General features: G+C 69.5%; 17 protein-coding genes. 10 read left to right on the top strand and 7 right to left on the bottom strand.

Translation table 11 applies throughout. From position 1 onward, the window contains the following. Positions 1-3 precede the first annotated feature (3 nt). On the bottom strand, positions 4-447 hold the full coding sequence (locus IEV96_RS08815; RefSeq protein ID WP_188510254.1) for a metallopeptidase family protein: 444 nt from the start codon (positions 445-447) through the stop codon (positions 4-6). Between the two features lie 65 nt (positions 448-512). Between IEV96_RS08815 and IEV96_RS08810 the strand changes: the two genes are divergently transcribed. Genes IEV96_RS08810 through ahcY form a run of 3 tightly spaced genes read left to right on the top strand, consistent with a single transcriptional unit; the run spans position 513 to position 3,696 of the window. Beyond that, positions 513-719: a DUF3499 family protein gene (locus IEV96_RS08810; protein WP_188510253.1), complete on the top strand. Its 207-nt coding sequence runs from the start codon at positions 513-515 to the stop codon at positions 717-719. Further along, positions 716-2,137, top strand: coding sequence for a phosphomannomutase/phosphoglucomutase (locus IEV96_RS08805; RefSeq protein ID WP_188510252.1), 1,422 nt, complete (start codon positions 716-718; stop codon positions 2,135-2,137). The genes IEV96_RS08810 and IEV96_RS08805 overlap by 4 nt, the downstream gene beginning before the upstream one ends. A gap of 44 nt (positions 2,138-2,181) precedes the next feature. After that, positions 2,182-3,696 (top strand): adenosylhomocysteinase, encoded by a 1,515-nt coding sequence (gene ahcY / locus IEV96_RS08800; RefSeq protein ID WP_188510251.1) that lies wholly within the window; start codon positions 2,182-2,184, stop codon positions 3,694-3,696. A 127-nt stretch (positions 3,697-3,823) separates the two neighbouring features. On the opposite strand, the gene IEV96_RS08795 is transcribed toward ahcY, so the two are convergent. Further along, positions 3,824-4,729 (bottom strand): RDD family protein, encoded by a 906-nt coding sequence (locus tag IEV96_RS08795; RefSeq protein ID WP_308419476.1) that lies wholly within the window; start codon positions 4,727-4,729, stop codon positions 3,824-3,826. Positions 4,730-4,745: 16 nt separating this feature from the next. On the opposite strand from IEV96_RS08795, the gene IEV96_RS08790 reads away from it, so the two are divergent. From IEV96_RS08790 to IEV96_RS08780, 3 genes are read left to right on the top strand one after another with little or no spacing between them, the layout of a single operon-like run. Further along, positions 4,746-5,741, top strand: coding sequence for a stage II sporulation protein M (locus IEV96_RS08790; RefSeq protein ID WP_188511185.1), 996 nt, complete (start codon positions 4,746-4,748; stop codon positions 5,739-5,741). 52 nt (positions 5,742-5,793) lie between these two features. Then, positions 5,794-6,219, top strand: coding sequence for a Fur family transcriptional regulator (locus IEV96_RS08785; protein ID WP_188510250.1), 426 nt, complete (start codon positions 5,794-5,796; stop codon positions 6,217-6,219). Positions 6,220-6,256: 37 nt separating this feature from the next. After that, the gene (locus IEV96_RS08780) at positions 6,257-7,753 is read left to right on the top strand and encodes a catalase (protein WP_188510249.1); all 1,497 of its coding nucleotides are present in this window, start codon (positions 6,257-6,259) and stop codon (positions 7,751-7,753) included. An 82-nt stretch (positions 7,754-7,835) separates the two neighbouring features. Here the strand turns inward: IEV96_RS08780 and IEV96_RS08775 are convergent, their stop codons facing one another. The 5 genes from IEV96_RS08775 to IEV96_RS08755 are packed head-to-tail and all read right to left on the bottom strand — an operon-like array spanning position 7,836 to position 13,211. After that, positions 7,836-9,149 carry a DUF58 domain-containing protein gene (locus tag IEV96_RS08775; RefSeq protein WP_188510248.1) on the bottom strand — a complete coding sequence of 438 codons (1,314 nt, stop codon included), beginning with the start codon at positions 9,147-9,149 and terminating at the stop codon, positions 7,836-7,838. Between the two features lie 3 nt (positions 9,150-9,152). Further along, positions 9,153-10,133 carry an AAA family ATPase gene (locus IEV96_RS08770; protein ID WP_229733162.1) on the bottom strand — a complete coding sequence of 327 codons (981 nt, stop codon included), beginning with the start codon at positions 10,131-10,133 and terminating at the stop codon, positions 9,153-9,155. A 32-nt stretch (positions 10,134-10,165) separates the two neighbouring features. Next, on the bottom strand, positions 10,166-11,353 hold the full coding sequence (locus IEV96_RS08765; protein WP_188510247.1) for a DUF4350 domain-containing protein: 1,188 nt from the start codon (positions 11,351-11,353) through the stop codon (positions 10,166-10,168). Next, entirely contained in the window at positions 11,350-12,003 is a 654-nt protein-coding gene (locus IEV96_RS08760; protein WP_188510246.1) for a DUF4129 domain-containing protein, read from the bottom strand. The genes IEV96_RS08765 and IEV96_RS08760 overlap by 4 nt, the downstream gene beginning before the upstream one ends. Continuing rightward, positions 12,000-13,211, bottom strand: a complete 1,212-nt coding sequence (locus tag IEV96_RS08755; RefSeq protein ID WP_229733160.1) for a hypothetical protein — start codon at positions 13,209-13,211, stop codon at positions 12,000-12,002. Before IEV96_RS08755 ends, IEV96_RS08760 begins: the two co-directional genes overlap by 4 nt. 125 nt (positions 13,212-13,336) lie before the next feature. Between IEV96_RS08755 and mtrA the strand changes: the two genes are divergently transcribed. The 4 genes from mtrA (at position 13,337) to IEV96_RS08735 (ending at position 18,042) form a co-directional block, all read left to right on the top strand. Next, positions 13,337-14,017, top strand: coding sequence for an MtrAB system response regulator MtrA (mtrA, locus tag IEV96_RS08750; protein WP_188510245.1), 681 nt, complete (start codon positions 13,337-13,339; stop codon positions 14,015-14,017). 2 nt (positions 14,018-14,019) lie between these two features. After that, positions 14,020-15,627: an MtrAB system histidine kinase MtrB gene (mtrB, locus tag IEV96_RS08745; RefSeq protein WP_188510244.1), complete on the top strand. Its 1,608-nt coding sequence runs from the start codon at positions 14,020-14,022 to the stop codon at positions 15,625-15,627. After that, entirely contained in the window at positions 15,620-17,308 is a 1,689-nt protein-coding gene (locus tag IEV96_RS08740) for an LpqB family beta-propeller domain-containing protein (RefSeq protein WP_188510243.1), read from the top strand. The genes mtrB and IEV96_RS08740 overlap by 8 nt, the downstream gene beginning before the upstream one ends. Positions 17,309-17,379: 71 nt before the next feature. Continuing rightward, entirely contained in the window at positions 17,380-18,042 is a 663-nt protein-coding gene (locus IEV96_RS08735) for a ComF family protein (protein ID WP_188510242.1), read from the top strand. Positions 18,043-18,069 lie beyond the last annotated feature (27 nt).

Raw genomic sequence — 18,069 nt, 5'->3', positions numbered from 1 at the left:
GGTTCAGTGGTTGCGGTAGCGGTCGGGGGCGAGATCCCACGGGTCCTTGCCGAGCAGCTCGGCGACGGCGCGGAACACGCAGGTCTCGATCATCATGCGGCGGTGCAGCTCGTCGTGACGGTGCAGGTGAGACAGGCGCTCGATCGGCAGGCGGTACAGCACGACGCGGTTCTGCGCCGGGAACACCCGCCAGCGGTCCACGCCGGGCGACGTGCCCAGTTCGGCGGGCATCGCGGCGACCTCGAACACGACGTTCGCCAGCTCGCTCGGCCAGATGTCTTTGAGGTACTCCGCGGTCGAGGCGATCGTCATGTCGAAGATGTCCGAGCGGCTGTTCAGCGGGGGGAGGTGGGGGCCCGTGACCGCGGCGCGGATGCCGCGACCGTGCCGGTCGCGCGAGCGACCACGTGTCGAAGCCCGTGCGCTGCTCCTTCGCGATCTGACCATCCATCCAGTGTATTGCGGTGCGCGTTCGCCCGATGCCGGTGGGTGGTTCTAGGCTGGGGGGCACGATGAGCCCCCGACCGTGCAGCAAGGTGACGTGCAACCACGCAGCCGTGGCGACCCTCACCTACGTGTACGCGGATTCGATGGCGGTGCTCGGTCCGCTCAGCCAGAAGGCCGAGCCCCACAGCTACGACCTGTGCTCCAGACATGCCGAGCGGATGTCCGTGCCTCAGGGGTGGCAGGTCATCCGTCATGTAGTTTTGGGGTCGTGAATTCTTTCCCCATTGATCTGACCCAGTTCGTTAAGACGTACGACGTGCGCGGCCTCGTCGGCAGCCAGCTCACCAGCGAGGTCGTCAGCGCCCTCGCGGCCGGGTTCGTCGACGAAATCGGCGCGGCGGGAACCGACGTCGTCGTCGGCCACGACATGCGCGACTCCTCGCCCGAGTTCGCCTCCGCCTTCGCTCGTGGCGCCCAGGCACGCGGAGCCAACGTCGTGTCGATCGGCCTGTGCTCCACCGACGAGACCTACTTCGCGTCCGGCTCGCTCGGCGCTCCCGCCGCCATGTTCACCGCCAGCCACAACCCGGCCACATACAACGGCATCAAGTTCAGCCGCGCCGGCGCCCAGGGCATCAGCCTCAACACGGGCCTCGCGGCGATCCGCGACCGCGCGACCGCGTACCTTGCCGACGGCATCGCGGCCATCGAAGCGCCGGGCTCGTTCCGCGAGGTCAACGTGCTCGCTGACTACGCCGCGTACCTCCGCAAGCTCGTCGACCTCAGCGGCATCCGTCCGATCCGTGTCGTCGTCGACGCGGGCAACGGTATGGGCGGGCTCACCGTTCCCGCCGTGCTCGGCGAGGCCGCCGGTCTCGCCGCACTGCCGATCGAGATCATCCCGATGTACTTCGAGCTCGACGGGACCTTCCCGAACCACGAAGCCAACCCGCTCGAACCCGCCAACATCGTCGACCTGCAGAAGGCCGTCGTCGAACACGGCGCCGACCTCGGGCTGGCGTTCGACGGCGACGCCGACCGCTGCTTCGTCGTCGATGAGAAGGGCGACGCGGTCACCCCGTCCGCCGTGGCCGCCATCGTCGCCCTGCGCGAGATCACCCGCGTTCGTGGCATCGAGCCCGAGCTCGACATCGTCGTGCTGCACAACCTCATCACCTCGCTCATCGTGCCGCAGACGATCGAGGCGGCCGGCGCTACTGCTATCCGCACCAACGTCGGCCACTCGCTGATCAAGGATCAGATGAAGGCCACCGGTGCGATCTTCGGCGGCGAGCACTCGGCGCACTACTACTTCCGCGATTTCTGGGGCGCCGACAACGGCATGCTGGCCGCGATGCACCTGCTCGCCGAGTTCGGCCACCAGTCCGAGCCGCTCTCCGCGTTCGCCGCCCAGTACGACCCCTACTTCCTCAGTGGCGAGATCAACTCGACGGTCACCGACGTGCCCGCCGCGTACGAGCGCATCGTAACCGCCTACACCGGCGTCGGCGAGTTCGACGAGCTCGACGGCCTCACGGTCACCGGCCCCGCTTCGGATGACGCGTTCTGGTGGTTCAACGTTCGTCCCTCGAACACCGAGCCGCTGCTGCGCCTCAACGTCGAAGCCGGCACCAAGGAGAAAATGGAGTCCGTGCGCGACTCCGTTCTCGCCATCATCCGCGAACAGTAGCGAATCGCGGGCCACGCGGTGGTGGCGGGTGTGACAATAGACGCATGTCGATCGCGCCCGTAACCACCGCCCAGCCCGCCGCAGCGCAGCCGTCCGTCGCGACGCTTCCCTTCAAGGTCGCCGATCTCGGTCTCGCCGAGGCCGGTCGCCATCAGTTCCGGTTGGCCGAGAACGAGATGCCGGGGCTCATGGCCCTGCGCGAGGAGTTCGGACCGAGCCAGCCGCTCAAGGGTGCCCGCATCGCCGGCAGCCTGCACATGACCGTGCAGACCGGCGTACTCATCGAGACGCTCGTCGCCCTCGGCGCGCAGGTGCGCTGGGCGAGCTGCAACATCTTCTCGACCCAGAACGAGGCGGCCGCGGCGGTCGCCGTGGGGCCGAACGGCACCGTTGAGAACCCGGCCGGCGTGCCCGTCTTCGCTTGGAAGGGCGAGACCCTCGAAGAGTACTGGTGGTGCACCAGCCAGATCTTCGACTGGTCGGCCGAAGCCTCTCGTGCCAACGAGCACTGGGACGGCCCGAACATGATCCTCGACGACGGCGGAGACGCGACGATCCTCGTGCACAAGGGTCGCGAGTTCGAAATGGCCGGCGCTGTTCCGGATGCCACGGCCACCGATTCCCACGAGTGGACCGTAATCCTCGACACCCTCCGCGCCTCGCTGCAGGCCTCGCCCGACCGCTGGACGAAGATCGCCGCCGAGATCCAGGGCGTCACCGAGGAGACCACCACCGGCGTCCACCGCCTGTACGAGCTCGCCAAGTCGGGCGAGCTGCAGTTCCCGGCGATCAATGTCAACGACTCGGTCACCAAGAGCAAGTTCGACAACAAGTACGGCATCCGCCACTCGCTGCCCGACGGCCTCAACCGCGCCACCGACGTGCTGATCGGCGGCAAGGTCGTCTTCGTCGTCGGCTACGGAGACGTCGGCAAGGGAGCGGCCGAGGCGCTCAAGGGCCAGGGCGCGCGGGTCATCGTCTCCGAGGTCGACCCGATCAACGCGCTGCAGGCCGCGATGGACGGCGTCCAGGTCACCACCATCGAGAGCGTGCTCGACCAGGTCGACATCTTCGTCACCGGAACAGGCAACGAGAACGTCATCACCGTCGACCACCTGCTCGGTATGAAGCACCTCGCCATCGTCTCCAACGTCGGCCACTTCGACAACGAGATCGACATCGCCGGCCTCGAGAAGCTCGAGGGCGCCGAGCGGATCGAGATCAAGCCGCAGGTGCACGAGTGGCGTCTGCCCTCTGGCCGTTCCGTGCTGGTGCTCTCCGAGGGCCGCCTGATGAACCTCGGAAATGCCACGGGGCATCCGTCGTTCGTGATGAGCGCCTCGTTCACCAACCAGGTCCTCGCCCAGATCGAGCTCTTCGTGCGCGGCGCCGACTACGGCGTCGACGTGCACGTGCTGCCGAAGCACCTCGACGAGAAGGTCGCCCGCCTGCACCTCGACGCGCTCGGCGTGAAGCTGACGCGCCTCACCGACGAGCAAGCGGCCTACATCGGCGTCAGCCCCGACGGACCCTACAAGGTCGACCACTACCGCTACTAGGCGCCGCTCGCGAGACGAGGGAGCGGTTCTGAGCCCGGGCGCATCCGCGACTCTTTTGGTCACTTGATGCGCGACCGCGCGCGGTTCAAGCGCAACTAGCGACCAAAACCTGCGACGTGCGCCGCCGCTACCGCTCGGGGAAGCCGTTCGGCAGCCCGCCCAACACGGGCTTCAGCCGGTCGAGACCGCGGGCCTCCAGCTGCAGCGCGGTGTACTCGCGGTCGCGGCGCACCGCGGCGACGCCGGCCAGGAACAGTTCAGCCTCGACCGGCGGCACGGGGGAGACGTAGGGGGCGACCTCCGCGGCCAGCTCGTTGCCCAGCCGCACCCGGGTCTGCGGGGTGAGCTTCCCGGCCTGGGCGAGGAAGGCGCTGACACGACGCGCCAACCGGTCGGGCATGCGCGCGACGTCGGCGGTGAGCGCCCACTGTCCGAGCTGCACCGGCACGCCGTAGACCGGCGAGGTCGCCTTCGACACCCGCTCGTACTGGCTGTACGTTCCGGCCAGCAGGTCGCCGAGTCGCTTCGAGCGCGCGTTGAGCAGCGAGACCACGACGGCGAACCCGCCGAAGGTCGTGTAGATCTCGATCACGCCAGTGAGGGCGCGGATGAACGCGTGCCGGAAGCCGATGGCGCCGCCGTCGTCGCGCACGATGCGGGCGCCGACCGCGAGCTTGCCGAGCGAGCGTCCGTGGCTGAGCAGTTCCACGGCAACCGGGGTGACCACGATCGAGATGACGAGGCCGGCGACGATGAGCGCCGTGCGGATCGCGTCGTCGAAGCCGCCGAAGCTTGCCTCGATGGCGGGGAAGACCACCAGGATCAGCAGCAGGAAGAGACCGATGTAGGCGACGAAGTCGATGATCGCCCCGGCAGACCGCAGCACGAAGCTCGCGGTACGCAGGTCGAGAGCGACGGCCTCGCCGGTCATGATCGTGTCATCCATCTCGAGCTGGTCCGAGTGGCCCGGCTGAGGGAGGCGCGGCGCGGGCAGACGCTGAACAGACTGGTCGTTCGCGGAGGGTCGCGGCATGACATCATTTAAGCAGATGGACCTCGACGCCTACGCCGCCGCTCACCGCGAAGAATGGGATCGGCTTGCCCGTTTGGGTCGCCAGCGCCAGTTCACCGGTCCCGAGGCCGACGAGCTGATCGACCGCTACCAGTCGGGGGCGACCCAGCTCTCGGTGATCAAGACCACGACGGGGCAGTCACTGCAGGGCGACCGGTTGTCGCTGTCGCTGTCGCGCGCGCGCCAGAGGTTCACGGGAGTCCCCGCGAACGTGCTGCAGCAGCTGCTCGGCTTCTTCGTGCTGCAGCTGCCGGCCGCTCTCTACCGCATCCGCTGGCTCTGCCTCGCTGTCACCCTCGCGAGTTTCGCGATCGGCGCCCTGTACGCGTTCTGGGCGATCTCGAACCCGCAGGTGCTCGCAACGCAGGGCGACCCGAGCGCCCTCGAGCGCTACGCCAAAGAAGACTTCGTCAACTACTACTCCGACAACCCGGGCAGTTCGTTCACCAGCTTCGTCTGGACCAACAACGCCTGGATCGCGGCACAGGCCGTGGCCTACGGCATCGTCGGCTTCTACACGCCCTACATCGTGTTCAGCAACGCGCAGCAGCTCGGGCTGACCGCCGCGATCATGCAGGATTACGACCGCCTCGACGTGTTCTTCCTCTACATCGCACCGCACGGGCAGCTCGAGCTCTACGCCATCTTCGTCGCGGGGGCGGCCGGCATCCGCATCGGCTGGTCGTGGATTGCGCCGGGCGCACGCACGCGCGGGCAGGCGATCGCCGAGGACGGCCGCGCCCTGTTCACCGTCGCGATCGGCCTCATCTTCGCGCTGCTCGTCTCGGGGCTCATCGAGGGCTACATCACCAGGCAGGATTGGCCGTGGGCGATCAAGATCGGCATCGGCACGGTCGCGCTCGCGGGGTTCCTCGCCTACCAGTGGGTCCTCGGCGGCCGGGCCTTCCGTGCCGGCCAGACGGGTGACCTCGACGAGTTCGAGGCCGGGGCGAAGCGGCTCGTGGCCGGCTGACGACCCGGTCGGCTTATTTTGAATCGTTCACGATAAAGACTATGGTTGTCGGATGCCGACGACCTCAGAGCGCGAACTGCACGAGGCCGGTCTGCGCGTCACCGCGGGCCGGCGCGCGCTGCTCGACGCCCTCGAGAGCTCCCCGCACAGCGACGCGGTCACCCTGCACCGGTTGCTCGTCGAGGCCGACGCCGGCACGTCCCTGCAGAGCGTGCACAACGTCCTCGCCGACCTCACCGCGGCCGGCCTGCTGCGCAAGATCGAACCGGCCAATTCGGCCGCGCGGTACGAGCGTCGCATCGGCGACAACCATCACCACATCGTCTGCACCTCGTGCGGTGCCGTCGCCGACGTCGAGTGCGTCGTGGGCCACGCGCCGTGCCTCACCCCGTCCGACACAGCGGGCTTCACGCTCGCCAGTGCCGAAGTGACTTTCTGGGGCCTCTGCGCTGACTGCCAGAGCGCCCCCTCCCGGTAACACCAGCAATTGCAATCAGCACCAATCAAGGAGATCCATGACTGACGACCAGTACACGACGAGCCAGACGGGTTCCGCCGTCCCGAGCGACGCCCACTCCCTCACCGCGGGCGCCGACGGCGTGACCGCACTGCACGACCGCTACCTCGTCGAGAAGCTGGCGCAGTTCAACCGCGAGCGCATTCCGGAGCGGGTCGTGCACGCCAAGGGCGGCGGAGCGCACGGCGAGTTCGTCGTGACCGGCGACGTCTCGGCGTACACCCGTGCGGCGGTCTTCCAGCCCGGTGCATCCACCCCCACCCTCACGCGTTTCTCCTCCGTCGCCGGAGAACAGGGTTCGCCCGACACCTGGCGCGACGTGCGCGGCTACTCGGTGAAGTTCTACACCTCCGAGGGCAACTACGACATTGTCGGCAACAACACCCCGGTGTTCTTCATCCGCGACGGCATCAAGTTCCCCGACTTCATCCACTCGCAGAAGCGACTCCCGGGTTCCGGCCTGCGGGACGCCGACATGCAGTGGGACTTCTGGACCCTCTCGCCCGAGTCGGCCCACCAGGTCACCTACCTCATGGGCGACCGCGGCCTGCCGCGCTCGTGGCGCGAGATGCCCGGCTTCGGATCGCACACCTACCAGTGGATCAACGCCACGGGCGAGCGCTTCTGGGTCAAGTACCACTTCACGTCGAACCAGGGCAACATCGAGATGGTCGGCGCCGAGGCGCAGGACATCGCCGGTGCCGACGCCGACTACTACCGCCGCGACCTCTACGAGGCCATCGAGGCGGGCAACTTCCCGTCGTGGGACCTGCACGTGCAGATCATGCCCTACGACGACGCGAAGTCCTACCGGTTCAACCCGTTCGACCTCACCAAGGTCTGGCCGCACGCCGACTACCCGCTCATCAAGGTCGGCACCAAGACCCTGAACCGCAACCCCGAGAACTTCTTCGCCGAGATCGAGCAGGCTGCCTTCTCGCCGGCGAACACGGTTCCGGGCATCGACATCAGCCCCGACAAAATGCTGATGGCCCGCGTGTTCTCGTACCCCGACGCCCAGCGCTACCGCGTCGGCACGAACTACAACGAGATCCCGGTCAACGCGCCGAAGTCGCCCGTGCACAACTACTCGCAGGATGGCGCGACCCGTCACGGTTACAAGCCCGCGTCGGCGCCCGTCTACGCGCCCAACTCGTTCGGCGGCCCGACCGCCGACCCCGCGCTCGCGGGAGCGGGCAGCTGGGAGTCGGACGGCGAGCTGATCCGCACGGCGGCGACGTTGCACGCCGAGGACAGTGACTTCGGTCAGGCCGGAACGCTCTACCGCGACGTCTTCGACGAGGCCGCCAAGGAGCGCTTCCTCGAGACCATCACGGGAGCGGTCGGCGGCACGACGGTGCCCGAGATCCGCGAGCGCGCCATCCAGTACTGGACGAACGTCGACGCCCGTCTGGGCGCCGCCCTGCGCCGCAACCTGCAGACGCCGGGGGAGACCCCGAACGAGGCAGCCGAGTTCGTGGGCGTCGCGGAGTAGCAGAACCACCGGTTGAGTAGGCCGCCCGCTGCCGTATCGAAACCCCTCGGGGAATCGGTGCGGCTCGGGCGGCCTTCCGCCGTTAAAGCCGCCCGGCCGCCTTGAGCGCGATGTACCGGTCGGCCAGCGCGGGCGGCAGGTCAGCGGGGGAACCCGTGACGACGTCGCCTCCGAGCTGTCGGATGGCGGCCGAGACGCGGGCCAGGTCGAGCAGTGCCCGTTCGCCGGCCGCCGCGCGGTAGACCTCCGTGCTGTCGCCGCGCCGGGTCGTGAGGGCCAGCACCGTCGGGTCGACCACCGACGAGACGAGCACGGTGTGTCGCTTGGTCAGCTGGGGCAGCACGGCCAGCAACCCCCGCGACGCGCCGGGCGCGTCGATCGACGTCGCGAGCACCACGAGCGCGTGCTGCGATGTGACCGACCGCACGAGACCGGGGATCGCGCTCCAGTCCATCTCGATGAGCTCGGGTTCGATCGGCGCCATCGCCCCGACCATGCGGTTCAGCAGCTCGGGCCCGCTGGCCCCCTGCACCCGCCCGCGCACCCGGCGGTCGTACACCACGAGGTCGACCCGGTCGCCCGCGCGGCTCGCGAGCGCCGCGAGCAGCAGCGCCGACTCGAACGCCGTGTCGATGCGTGGCTCGTTGTCGATGCGGGCGGCCGAGGTGCGTCCGCTGTCCACGACGATCACGACGCGGCGGTCGCGCTCGGGACGCCAGGTGCGCACCACGAGTTTCTGGCTGTTCGTGGCGGGGTCGTTGCGGCGGGCGGTGGCACGCCAGTCGATCGAGCGCACGTCGTCGCCGCGCACGTAGTCGCGCAGGCTGTCGAACTCGGTGCCCTGGCCGCGCACCATCACGCTCGTCGCGCCGTCGAGCTCGCGCAGCCGGGCCAGCCGCGACGGCAGATGTTTGCGCGAGGTGAAGGGCGGCAGCACCATGATCGACCCTGGCACCACGATCGACGCCTGCCGGGCGAGCAGCCCGAGCGGCCCGAACGACCGCAGGGTCACGTGGGCCGACCGGCGTTCCCCGCGGCGGAAGGGCGTGAGCGCCGTGACGATCGACCGTCGTTCGGCGGCGGGCACGGTGACCCGGTGGCGCGAGGGAGTCGCTACCGCGGAGGGCGGCCAGCCGTCGCGAACGATGGCGCGCATCCGTCGTCTGCCCGTATTCGTGAGGTACAGCGTCGACTCGACCCGCTCGCCGAGGCGCACGGGACCGGGCAGCACCCGCTCGAGGGTGATGCGGCGCGGGGACGCGGCCAGCAGCAGGTCGACGGCGGCGAGCAGCGTGACGAAGAGCAGCCAGAGGTAGAGTGCGGCGGGGTCGTCGAAGAGCACGACCGGCACGATGCCGGCCGCGACCAGAATGACGAACCACCCAGAAACAGCCATGACTTAGATCGGCACCTGAACCTGCTGCATGATGGCTCGCAGGATCGCGTCGGCCGAGACCCCCTCGAGTTCCGCCTCGGGCCGTAGCTGCAGGCGGTGGCGCATCACGGGCAACGCCATGGCCTGCACGTGGTCGGGGGTGATCGCGTCGAACCCGGTGAGCCAGGCCCACGCTTTCGCGGCCGACAGCAGCGCGGTCGTTCCTCGCGGGCTCACGCCGAGTTTCACCGAGGGGCTCTGCCGGGTGGCCCGGGCGAGGTCGACGGCGTAGCCGATGACGTCGGCCGAGGCTCCGACCCTGGCCGCCGCCGCCTGCGCCTGCGCGAGGTGTTCGGCGTCGAGCACGGCCTCGACGCCCGCCGCGGTCAGGTCGCGCGGGTTGAAGCCGGCCGCGTGCCGCGTGATCACCTCGACCTCGGTCGAGCGGTCGGGCAGGTCGAGCACGAGCTTGAGCATAAAGCGGTCGAGCTGAGCCTCGGGCAGCGTGTACGTGCCCTCGTACTCGATCGGGTTCATGGTGGCGGCGACCATAAACGGCACGGGCAGCTTGCGGCTCTCGCCGTCGACCGAGACCTGGCGTTCCTCCATCGCCTCGAGCAGGGCCGACTGGGTCTTGGGGGGCGTGCGGTTAATCTCGTCGGCGAGCATGATGTTCGTGAACACCGGCCCCTGCCGGAACTCGAATTCGCCCGCCTTCGCGTCGTAGACGAGCGAGCCGGTGACATCGCCCGGCATCAGGTCGGGCGTGAACTGCACGCGCTTGGTGTCGAGCTTGAGCGTGTGGCTGAGGGTGCGCACGAGCAGGGTCTTGGCGACGCCCGGAACACCCTCGAGCAGAACGTGGCCGCCGGCGAGCAGTGCGATCATGAGGCCGGTGACCGCGGCATCCTGACCGACGACCGATTTGCCGACCTCCTCGCGGACCCGCGCGAAGGCGGCCCGCAGCTCGGACTCGGTCAGCTGGCGGGTGGGTGCGTCTGTCATTCGTGCGGCGCTCTCTTCCATGGGTGCGGTGGTCAAACGGGGGTGACGGATGTTGCGACCGTGCGTTCGAGCGTCAGAAGCTGGTCTGACAGCCGCACGAGTTCACGGTCGGTGGTCGGGACGGCATCGAGGAGGATGCGGCGCACGTCGGTCGGCTGTAGGCCGGCGACCGCGGCGGCCGTCGCTGCGACTTCGTCGACAGCGGCTAGGCGGGAGAGTCCGCAGAGGGCGGCGATGCGCTGCACGGTCCCGATGCGCAGCGAGTCGAGCGCGCGCAGCCGCGCCGCCGACTTCTGGTAGAGCCGGGCGCGACCCTGCATGGTCTCGTTGGCGCGCACCGTGACGGGCAGGTTCTCGATGATGAGCGGGCCGAAACGCCGCCCGCGCCAGAAGGCCGCGGCGAGGGCGGTGAGCACGACGAGCGCGGTGCCGGGGAGAACCCAGTCGGGGCTGAGTTCGCCGAGGGTGGGTGGCGCCTCGGTCGAGAGGTCGGCGGCGCTCGGGGTGTACCAGACGAGGTTATCGGTTTCGCCGAGCAGGCCGAGGGCGAAAGCCGCATTGCCGCGGTCGGTCACGAACTCGTTGCTCAACGCGTCGGCCGCGCCGACGATCGTCGCGCTGCCGGTCTCGGTCGGCACGCGCACGAGGGAGTAGACGTCGTCGCCGCTGCCGAAGCAGGTGGTCGCCACCGGGTCGTCGCCGAGGTAGCGGTAGCCGGAGCCGTCGCCCGTGATCGACCCCGCTCTCGTGGCCGCGGTGAGGTCGCAGTCCGCCTCGACCTCGCCGTCGACGGTTCCGGCCTGCGCGACATCGGGGGTGAGCGCGAGCAGCTGGTCGAAATCGGGCTCGACCGCCACGACGTTGCCGGCGAGAGCGAAGGCCTCGGTGAGCTGCTCGCCCTCGAGGATGCCGTCGGGGTCGTAGAAGAACAGCGTCGTGTCGGCCGCGTCGGTGATGGCGTCGGTCGCGCGCTCGAGCGTCGAGGCGGCGGTGACGGTGACCCCCTGCTGCCGCAGCACCTCGACCACGGCCTTCGCGCCGCCGGGCGCCGGGTTGGTGGGCGAGAGCGGGTCGGACTCGGTGACCGCCCCCGCGAAGAGGATGCCGACGAGTGCGATGACGATCGCGAACACGGCCGCCGCCGCCCAGAACGCGGAGCGGCGCAGCACGGTGGTGGTGCTCGCGGTCAGCACTCGCTGGCCTGGTGCGGTGGTCGTCACGCGGTGACCGCCTGCAACAGCGGGCGGGCGGCGCGCAGGCCGCTCTCGAGCCGGGCCATCGCCTCGTACTCGGCGCGCGTGCCCGCGCGTCCGAGGTAGCGCACGCCGTCGAACGAGACGGCCGCCGTCGCGAGCGGATCGGCGAAGTCGGGGAACGCGACGGCGGCCCGCTGCGCGAAGTCGTGGGCGGTGGTGCCCGGGCTGGTGGTCACCACGGTGCGCTCGGCGAGCGACCGTGCCGTGGAACGGAAGATCTCGAGGACCGCCAGGTCGAAGTCGCCCGCGGCCGCGGCGGCTTCGGCCGCGGCCCGGATCGCCGTCGAGTCACGGTCGTCGGAGTCGCCGAACAGGTCGCCGGTGACGCCGCTCTTGCGGGCGAAGCGGGGGAGTCCGAAGACGAGGAACGCCACCACCAGGGCGACGACGACGGCGAGGATCACGAGCAGGGCGCCCAGATTGGGACCGCCGTCGACGCCGCCGAAGCGCAGCGAGGCGAACCAGTCACCGATCGCCGCGCTGACGAGGTCGAACCAGGTCGGCTGCGCGGCGCGGTAGTCGGGTTTCGCCAGTTCGTCGATGAGCCACTGCCGCGCCTGGTCGGCGTCGGGGTCGACCGGAACGGTGCGACCGGCAAACCCGGCAGCGATCACGACTCGCGCAGGTACGGGTTGGCCACGCCGACGTCGCCGACCTGGCGGGCCTCGACGAACCGCGTGAGGTCGAGGTCGAGACCCTCCTTGCGCATGCGGAAGTCGATGTAGATGAGGGCGGCGACCGCCGACTGGGCGACGGCGGCCAGTGCCCCGAACACGAGGCTCACGATGCCGGTGAGGATGTAGCCGGCCACGACCGCCACGACCGAGGCGGTCATGTCGCCGTTGGGGTTGACCGTCGCCCCGCCCACGGCGACGAGGATCGAGATGGGCGTCGCGACCACCTGCGCCGCGACCTGCACGATCACGTAGACGAGCAGCTGGGTGCCGAGCGCCTTCCAGAAGTAGCCGTAGCCCGACGTCAGACGCCACGACCGCGCGACGGCCTGGCGGAGCGGCGGGCGCTCGAGCATCAGCACGCTCGGTACGAGCGACAGCTTCGTCGCGAGCCAGGCCCAGACGACGATGCTGCCCAGACCGGCGACGATGCCGACGATGATTCCGGTCACGAGTCCGGCGTCCCCGCCGAACGCAACGAGCAGCGTGACGATGAGGGCGACGACGACGATCGCGAGGAGGACCGCGGCGGTCACGAGAGCCGACCAGCCGATGAGGGCGCCGATGCGCCCGCGCGCCAGCCGCCACAGACCGCGCACCGTCAGCTTCTCGCCGATGGTGGCGCGCGACACTTCGAGCGAGATGATGCCCTGCAAGACGGCCGTGACCAGCAACGACAGCGCGACGGGGATGAGGGCGGAGAGCACGATCGCGCCGACGGCGCCGGCCTCGATCTCGTCGGCGTCGGCGCTGGTGGCCGACGCCGCGCGGCTGAAGGCGATCGCGGTCACCGCGCCGATGACGCCGACGAACAGCAGGATCACGAGGCCGTTGAGCAGCAGCGAGATGCCGAAGGTGGGGCGCGGGTTGCGCCGGATCACCTGGAACGAGGCGCCGAGCAGCGTGCCGAAGCTGAGCGGACGCAGCGGGATGAGGCCGGGCTTGGGTGGCGGCGTCCAGCCGGACGGCTGCTGCCCGTAACCGGGCTGCCCGTAACCGGGCTGGCCGTAACCGGGCTGGCCGTACGGGGGAGCCGGCTGCTGCGCCGGCGGGGCCGGTGGCCCGAACGGGCTCGCGGGGGGCACGAACTGGCCGGCCGGCGGCAGCGGTTCGCCGCTCGGCGGCTGCCACGCATTGTTGTCGGTCACTGTGAAGTGCCTCTCCCCTAAACGTCTCAGGCGCTACCTACGCTATTTATGCTTTCACACTCGACTACTCTTGTGCGAAAGCTCCGGCAATTCCTCACGTGCTGGACCACAAACGGTAGAGGGCTATGAACGCCAAAATTCTAGTAGTCGACGATGACACCGCCCTGGCGGAGATGATCGGTATCGTTCTGCGCGCCGAGGGTTTCGAAATCTCGTTCTGCGCCGACGGCTCCGAGGCTCTCGACGCCTTCCACGCCTTCGCCCCCGACCTCGTTCTGCTCGACCTCATGCTGCCCGGTATGGACGGTATAGAGGTGTGCTCGCTGATCCGCGAGGAATCCGGCATCCCCATCATCATGCTGACGGCCAAGAGCGATACCGCGGATGTCGTCAAGGGCCTGGAAAGCGGAGCAGACGACTACGTCGTCAAGCCTTTTAATCCCAAAGAACTGGTCGCGCGCATCCGGACCCGTCTTCGTCCCAGCCCCGAGGCCCCCAGTGGAACCCTCGCGGTCGGCGACCTCGTGCTCGACGTCGCGGGACACGAGGTGTTGCGCGGCGACGAAAAGATCAACCTCACCCCGCTCGAGTTCGAGCTGCTGCTCGCACTCGCCCTCAAGCCGCAGCAGGTGTTCACCCGCGAGATGCTGCTTGAGCAGGTGTGGGGCTACCACTACAAAGCGGACACCCGCCTGGTCAACGTGCACGTGCAGCGACTGCGCGCCAAGGTCGAGGCCGACCCCGACAACCCGAGGATCGTTATGACCGTGCGCGGGGTTGGTTACCGCGCCGGCAGCCCGGGATAACCATGCGGTACTTCACCTGGCGGACGTGGTTGTTGCGCGCGCAACGGCTCTGGCGCTCGTCGCTGCAGGTGCGCACTGTCACGATCTCGGTCGTGATGTCGACCATCGCCGTGGGCATCATCGGCGCGTACATGTCGATCAGCGTGGGTGCCAACCTGTTCGACACCCGCCTGCAGGACGCGCTCGCCGCGTCGGAGCGCTCGAACGTCGTCGCGCAGACGCGGTTCGACGCGACCCAGCAGACGGCGGGCCTCGACCTCGACGTCGCGATGAAGAGCGCGACGACCGCCGTGCAGCAGGCAGCCTCCACCCCGGCGGGCACCGACATCGCAATCCTGCGCACACCGGGTCAGGCGGGCGTGCGCCTGCCTGTCGACGTCGTGAGTCCCGGTCTCGATCCCGCCGTCGCGATCTCGGAGGAGCTCCGCGACCGGGTCGAGGGTTCGGCCGACCGCCGGCTGTACTGGCAGTCCATCTCGCTCGAGCGGGAAGACGGCGGTGTCGACCCGGCGCTCGTGGTCGGCTCGGTACTCGACGTGCCGACCTCCGGGCAGTACGAGCTGTACCTCGTCTACAACCTCAGCGACACCCAGCAGGCGCTGTCGTTCGTGCAGGGCACCCTGTGGCTCGGGCTCTCGTCGCTCGTCATCCTCATCGGCGCCGTCACCTACACAGTGGTGCGCCTCATCGTCGCCCCGGTGCGTACCGCCGCGGAGACCAGCGAGCGGCTCGCGGCCGGCGAGCTCGAGGTGCGCATCCCCGAGAAAGGCGAAGACGTCATCGCCACCCTCGCACGCTCGTTCAACGGCATGGCCGACAGCCTGCAACGCCAGATCACCAAGCTCGCGGCGCTCTCGCAGGTGCAGCAGCGGTTCGTCTCCGACGTGTCCCACGAACTGCGCACCCCGCTCACCACGATCCGGCTCGCGAGTGACGTGCTCTACGACCAGCGCGAGTCCTTCCCCGCGGCGACGGCGCGCACGACCGAGTTGCTGCACACCCAGGTGCAGCGCTTCGAACTTCTGCTGGCCGACCTGCTCGAGATGAGCCGGTACGACGCCGGCGCCGTCGACATGGAACTCGAACCGACGAACCTGGTGCGTCTGGTCGAAGACGCCATGCAGGCGGTCGAGACACTGTCGGCCTCGAAGGGCACCGAGCTGCGGCTCGAGGCACCCGGCGGGTATTTCGAGGCGGAGGTCGACGCGCGCCGCATCCGTCGCATCCTGCAGAACCTCCTCGCCAACGCGATCGACCATGGCGAAGGGCGACCGATCGTCGTCTACGTCGACAGCAACCAGACCGCCGTGGCGATCGCCGTGCGGGACTACGGCGTCGGCATGTCGACCGCCGCGATGGAGCGGGTGTTCGACCGGTTCTGGCGAGCCGACCCGTCACGCCAGCGGTCGACGGGCGGCACCGGCCTCGGGCTCGCCATCTCGCTCGAGGATGCCGCCCTGCACGGCGGCTGGCTCGAGGTCTGGTCGGCGCCGGGCGAGGGGTCGTGCTTCCGCCTCACCCTGCCGCGCCGCCGCGGCGAGACGCTCACCGAGTCGCCGCTCGAACTGCCGCCGGTCGGCGCCGCAGCGAAGGAGGAAGCCGATGTCTGAACTGCCCGGCCGTAAGCGCCGCACCCTGTTCTCCGTCTGGCTGGCCGTGGCGACCGCGATCACCCTCGCAGCGTGCGGGGGCGTACCCACCTCCGGCAACGTGACCGCCGGCGACGTCGTGAGCGACGACGTCGAACTCGACATCGGCTTCGCCCCGCAGGGTCCGCGCGCGGATTCCACGCAGGAGGAGATCATGCAGGAGTTCCTGCTCGCCGCGATCGACCCGCAGAACGACTACCGGGTCGCGCGCGAGTTCCTCGCCGAGAGCTTCGCCGGCACCTGGAACCCCGACGCGCTTACGACCATCCGCACGGGTGTCGGCACGCAGCGCCGGGTCTCCGACACGGAGCTGAACTACTCGCTCACCACCTCCGCGTCGGTGTCGAACGACGGGCACTATCAGGAGTCGGACGCCGAGACCGTGTCGCTGCCGTTCACCTTCGTGAAGGAGGGCGACCAGTGGCGCATCAGCAGTGCGCCCGAGGGCATCGTGCTCTCCGAAGACAGTTTCGGTGTCGTCTTCGGCGAGTTCGCGCTCCACTACTTCGACCCCACCTATCAGTACCTCGTGCCCGACGTGCGCTGGTTCCCCAACCGCTCGGGAACCTCGGTGCGCGTCGTCAGCGCCCTGCTCGCCGGACAGTCGTCCTGGCTGAGCAACGGCGCGCTGATCTCGGCATTCCCCGCGGGCACGCAGCTGGGCGACGGCTTCGTCGACATCACCTCAGGCGTCGCCACGGTCGACCTGTCCGAGGAGGCGGACGGCGCCAACTCGCTCGAACGCGAGCGCATGCGCCAGCAGCTCTCCGCGAGCCTCAACAACGTCACGAGCGTCGTTATGACGGTCGGCGGCATCCCGCTCAGCACGCCCGAGACCGGCGCGCTTCCCGCCGTCGTGAATCCCACCGTGGAGCCGGCCCCGCTCGTGCTGCGCGACAACCAGTTCGGATACGCGTCGAACGACGATGTCACGACGATCGGCCAGATCAGCGGCAAGGTGGTCGAGCTCGGCGCGAGCGCCGTCGCTCTCGCCCGCAACCGGAGCGAAGCCGCCGTGCGCAACGACCTCGGCGTGTACGCGGTGCGAGCGGGCGCGAGCGAACCCCTCCTCGTCGATGCCCGCGGCGGCCTCGCGGCACCGTCGATCGACAACGCCGGCTTCATCTGGTCGGTGCCCGTCGGCGACGGCTCGGCGATCAGGGCCTACGAGCTCGACGGCACCGAGCACATCGTCGCCTCCACGGTGCCGGTCACCGACGCCCGCGTCGTATCGATGGCGGTCTCCCGCGACGGGGCGCGTCTGCTGCTCTACCTCGACACGGCCATCGGGCCGCGCCTCTACGTCGCCGGCATAGTGCGCCAGGACGGCGTCCCCTCGAGCCTCGGCGAACTCTTCGCACTTCCGGTGACCGCCGAGACGCCGCTCGCCGCCACCTGGGTCGACAACCGCACCGTCGCCACACTCTCCGCGAGCGAGGACGAAACACTCATCCGGTCGCTCGAGATCGGCGGACCGAGCGCCTTGCTCGGACGAATCGAGGGCGGCGTGAACATCGTCGGCGGCAACGGCGGCACCGACGGCCTTCGCGTCCTCACGACCGACGGCGACGTCTTCCGCCCGCGGGGCACGAGTTGGCAGCGCACAGGCATCTCTGCCGAGATGCTGGGCACACAGCAGTAGCGCCAGCCGGGTTCTGCACAGATCGCCCGCCCGCCCGCCCGGCTGCTCCCGGTCGCGGGCACACTCGCGGCATGCTCCGTGACGCCCTGCTCGACGCCCTCGCCCTCGTGCTCCCCGTCGAGTGCGCGGGCTGTGGCATGCCCGACCGCTCGCTGTGCGACGCATGCCGGTCCACGTTCGCGGTTCCGGTGCAGCGCCACCGGCTCGCCGACGCGACGCCCGTCTTCTGCGCCCTCGACTACGAGGGTCCCGTGCGCCTCGCGATCATCGCGCTGAAAGAGAGCGGCCGAACGGATGTCGCCCGCGCGCTCGCCGTCCCGCTGGCACGCGCGATGTCCGCTGCCATGCCGGGGGCGCCCGGCGTGGAGACGCTCCCGGTGCCGACGAGCCGCAGCGCGTTCCGGCGGCGCGGCTACGACCCGCTCGCGCTGCTGCTGCGTCGCGCGGGGGTGCCCACTGCCCACGAACTCGTCCACACTCGCCGCGCCGCCCAGCAGAAGCGTCTCGCCGTCGACGAACGGACCCGCAACCGGGCCGGGTCGCTGCGGGCGAAACGTCGGCTCGACGGGCGGCGGTTCCTGCTGGTCGACGACATCCTCACGACCGGATCCACGCTCCTCGAGGCGGCGCGGGCCGTGCGCGCGGAGGGCGGTGAGATCGTCGCGGCGGCCGCTCTGGCGTACACGCGAAAGCGCATGCCAGAGGCCGGTGTCCATTCTCTGAACGTCTCATGAGACTAGCGTGACGCGTTCGTGACTTTG

Origin of the sequence: Conyzicola nivalis (assembly GCF_014639655.1) — a bacterium.
Taxonomy (GTDB): domain Bacteria; phylum Actinomycetota; class Actinomycetes; order Actinomycetales; family Microbacteriaceae; genus Conyzicola; species Conyzicola nivalis.
The sequence above is the reverse complement of the archived record's forward strand: the minus strand, read 5'-3'. Positions and strand labels throughout refer to the sequence as shown.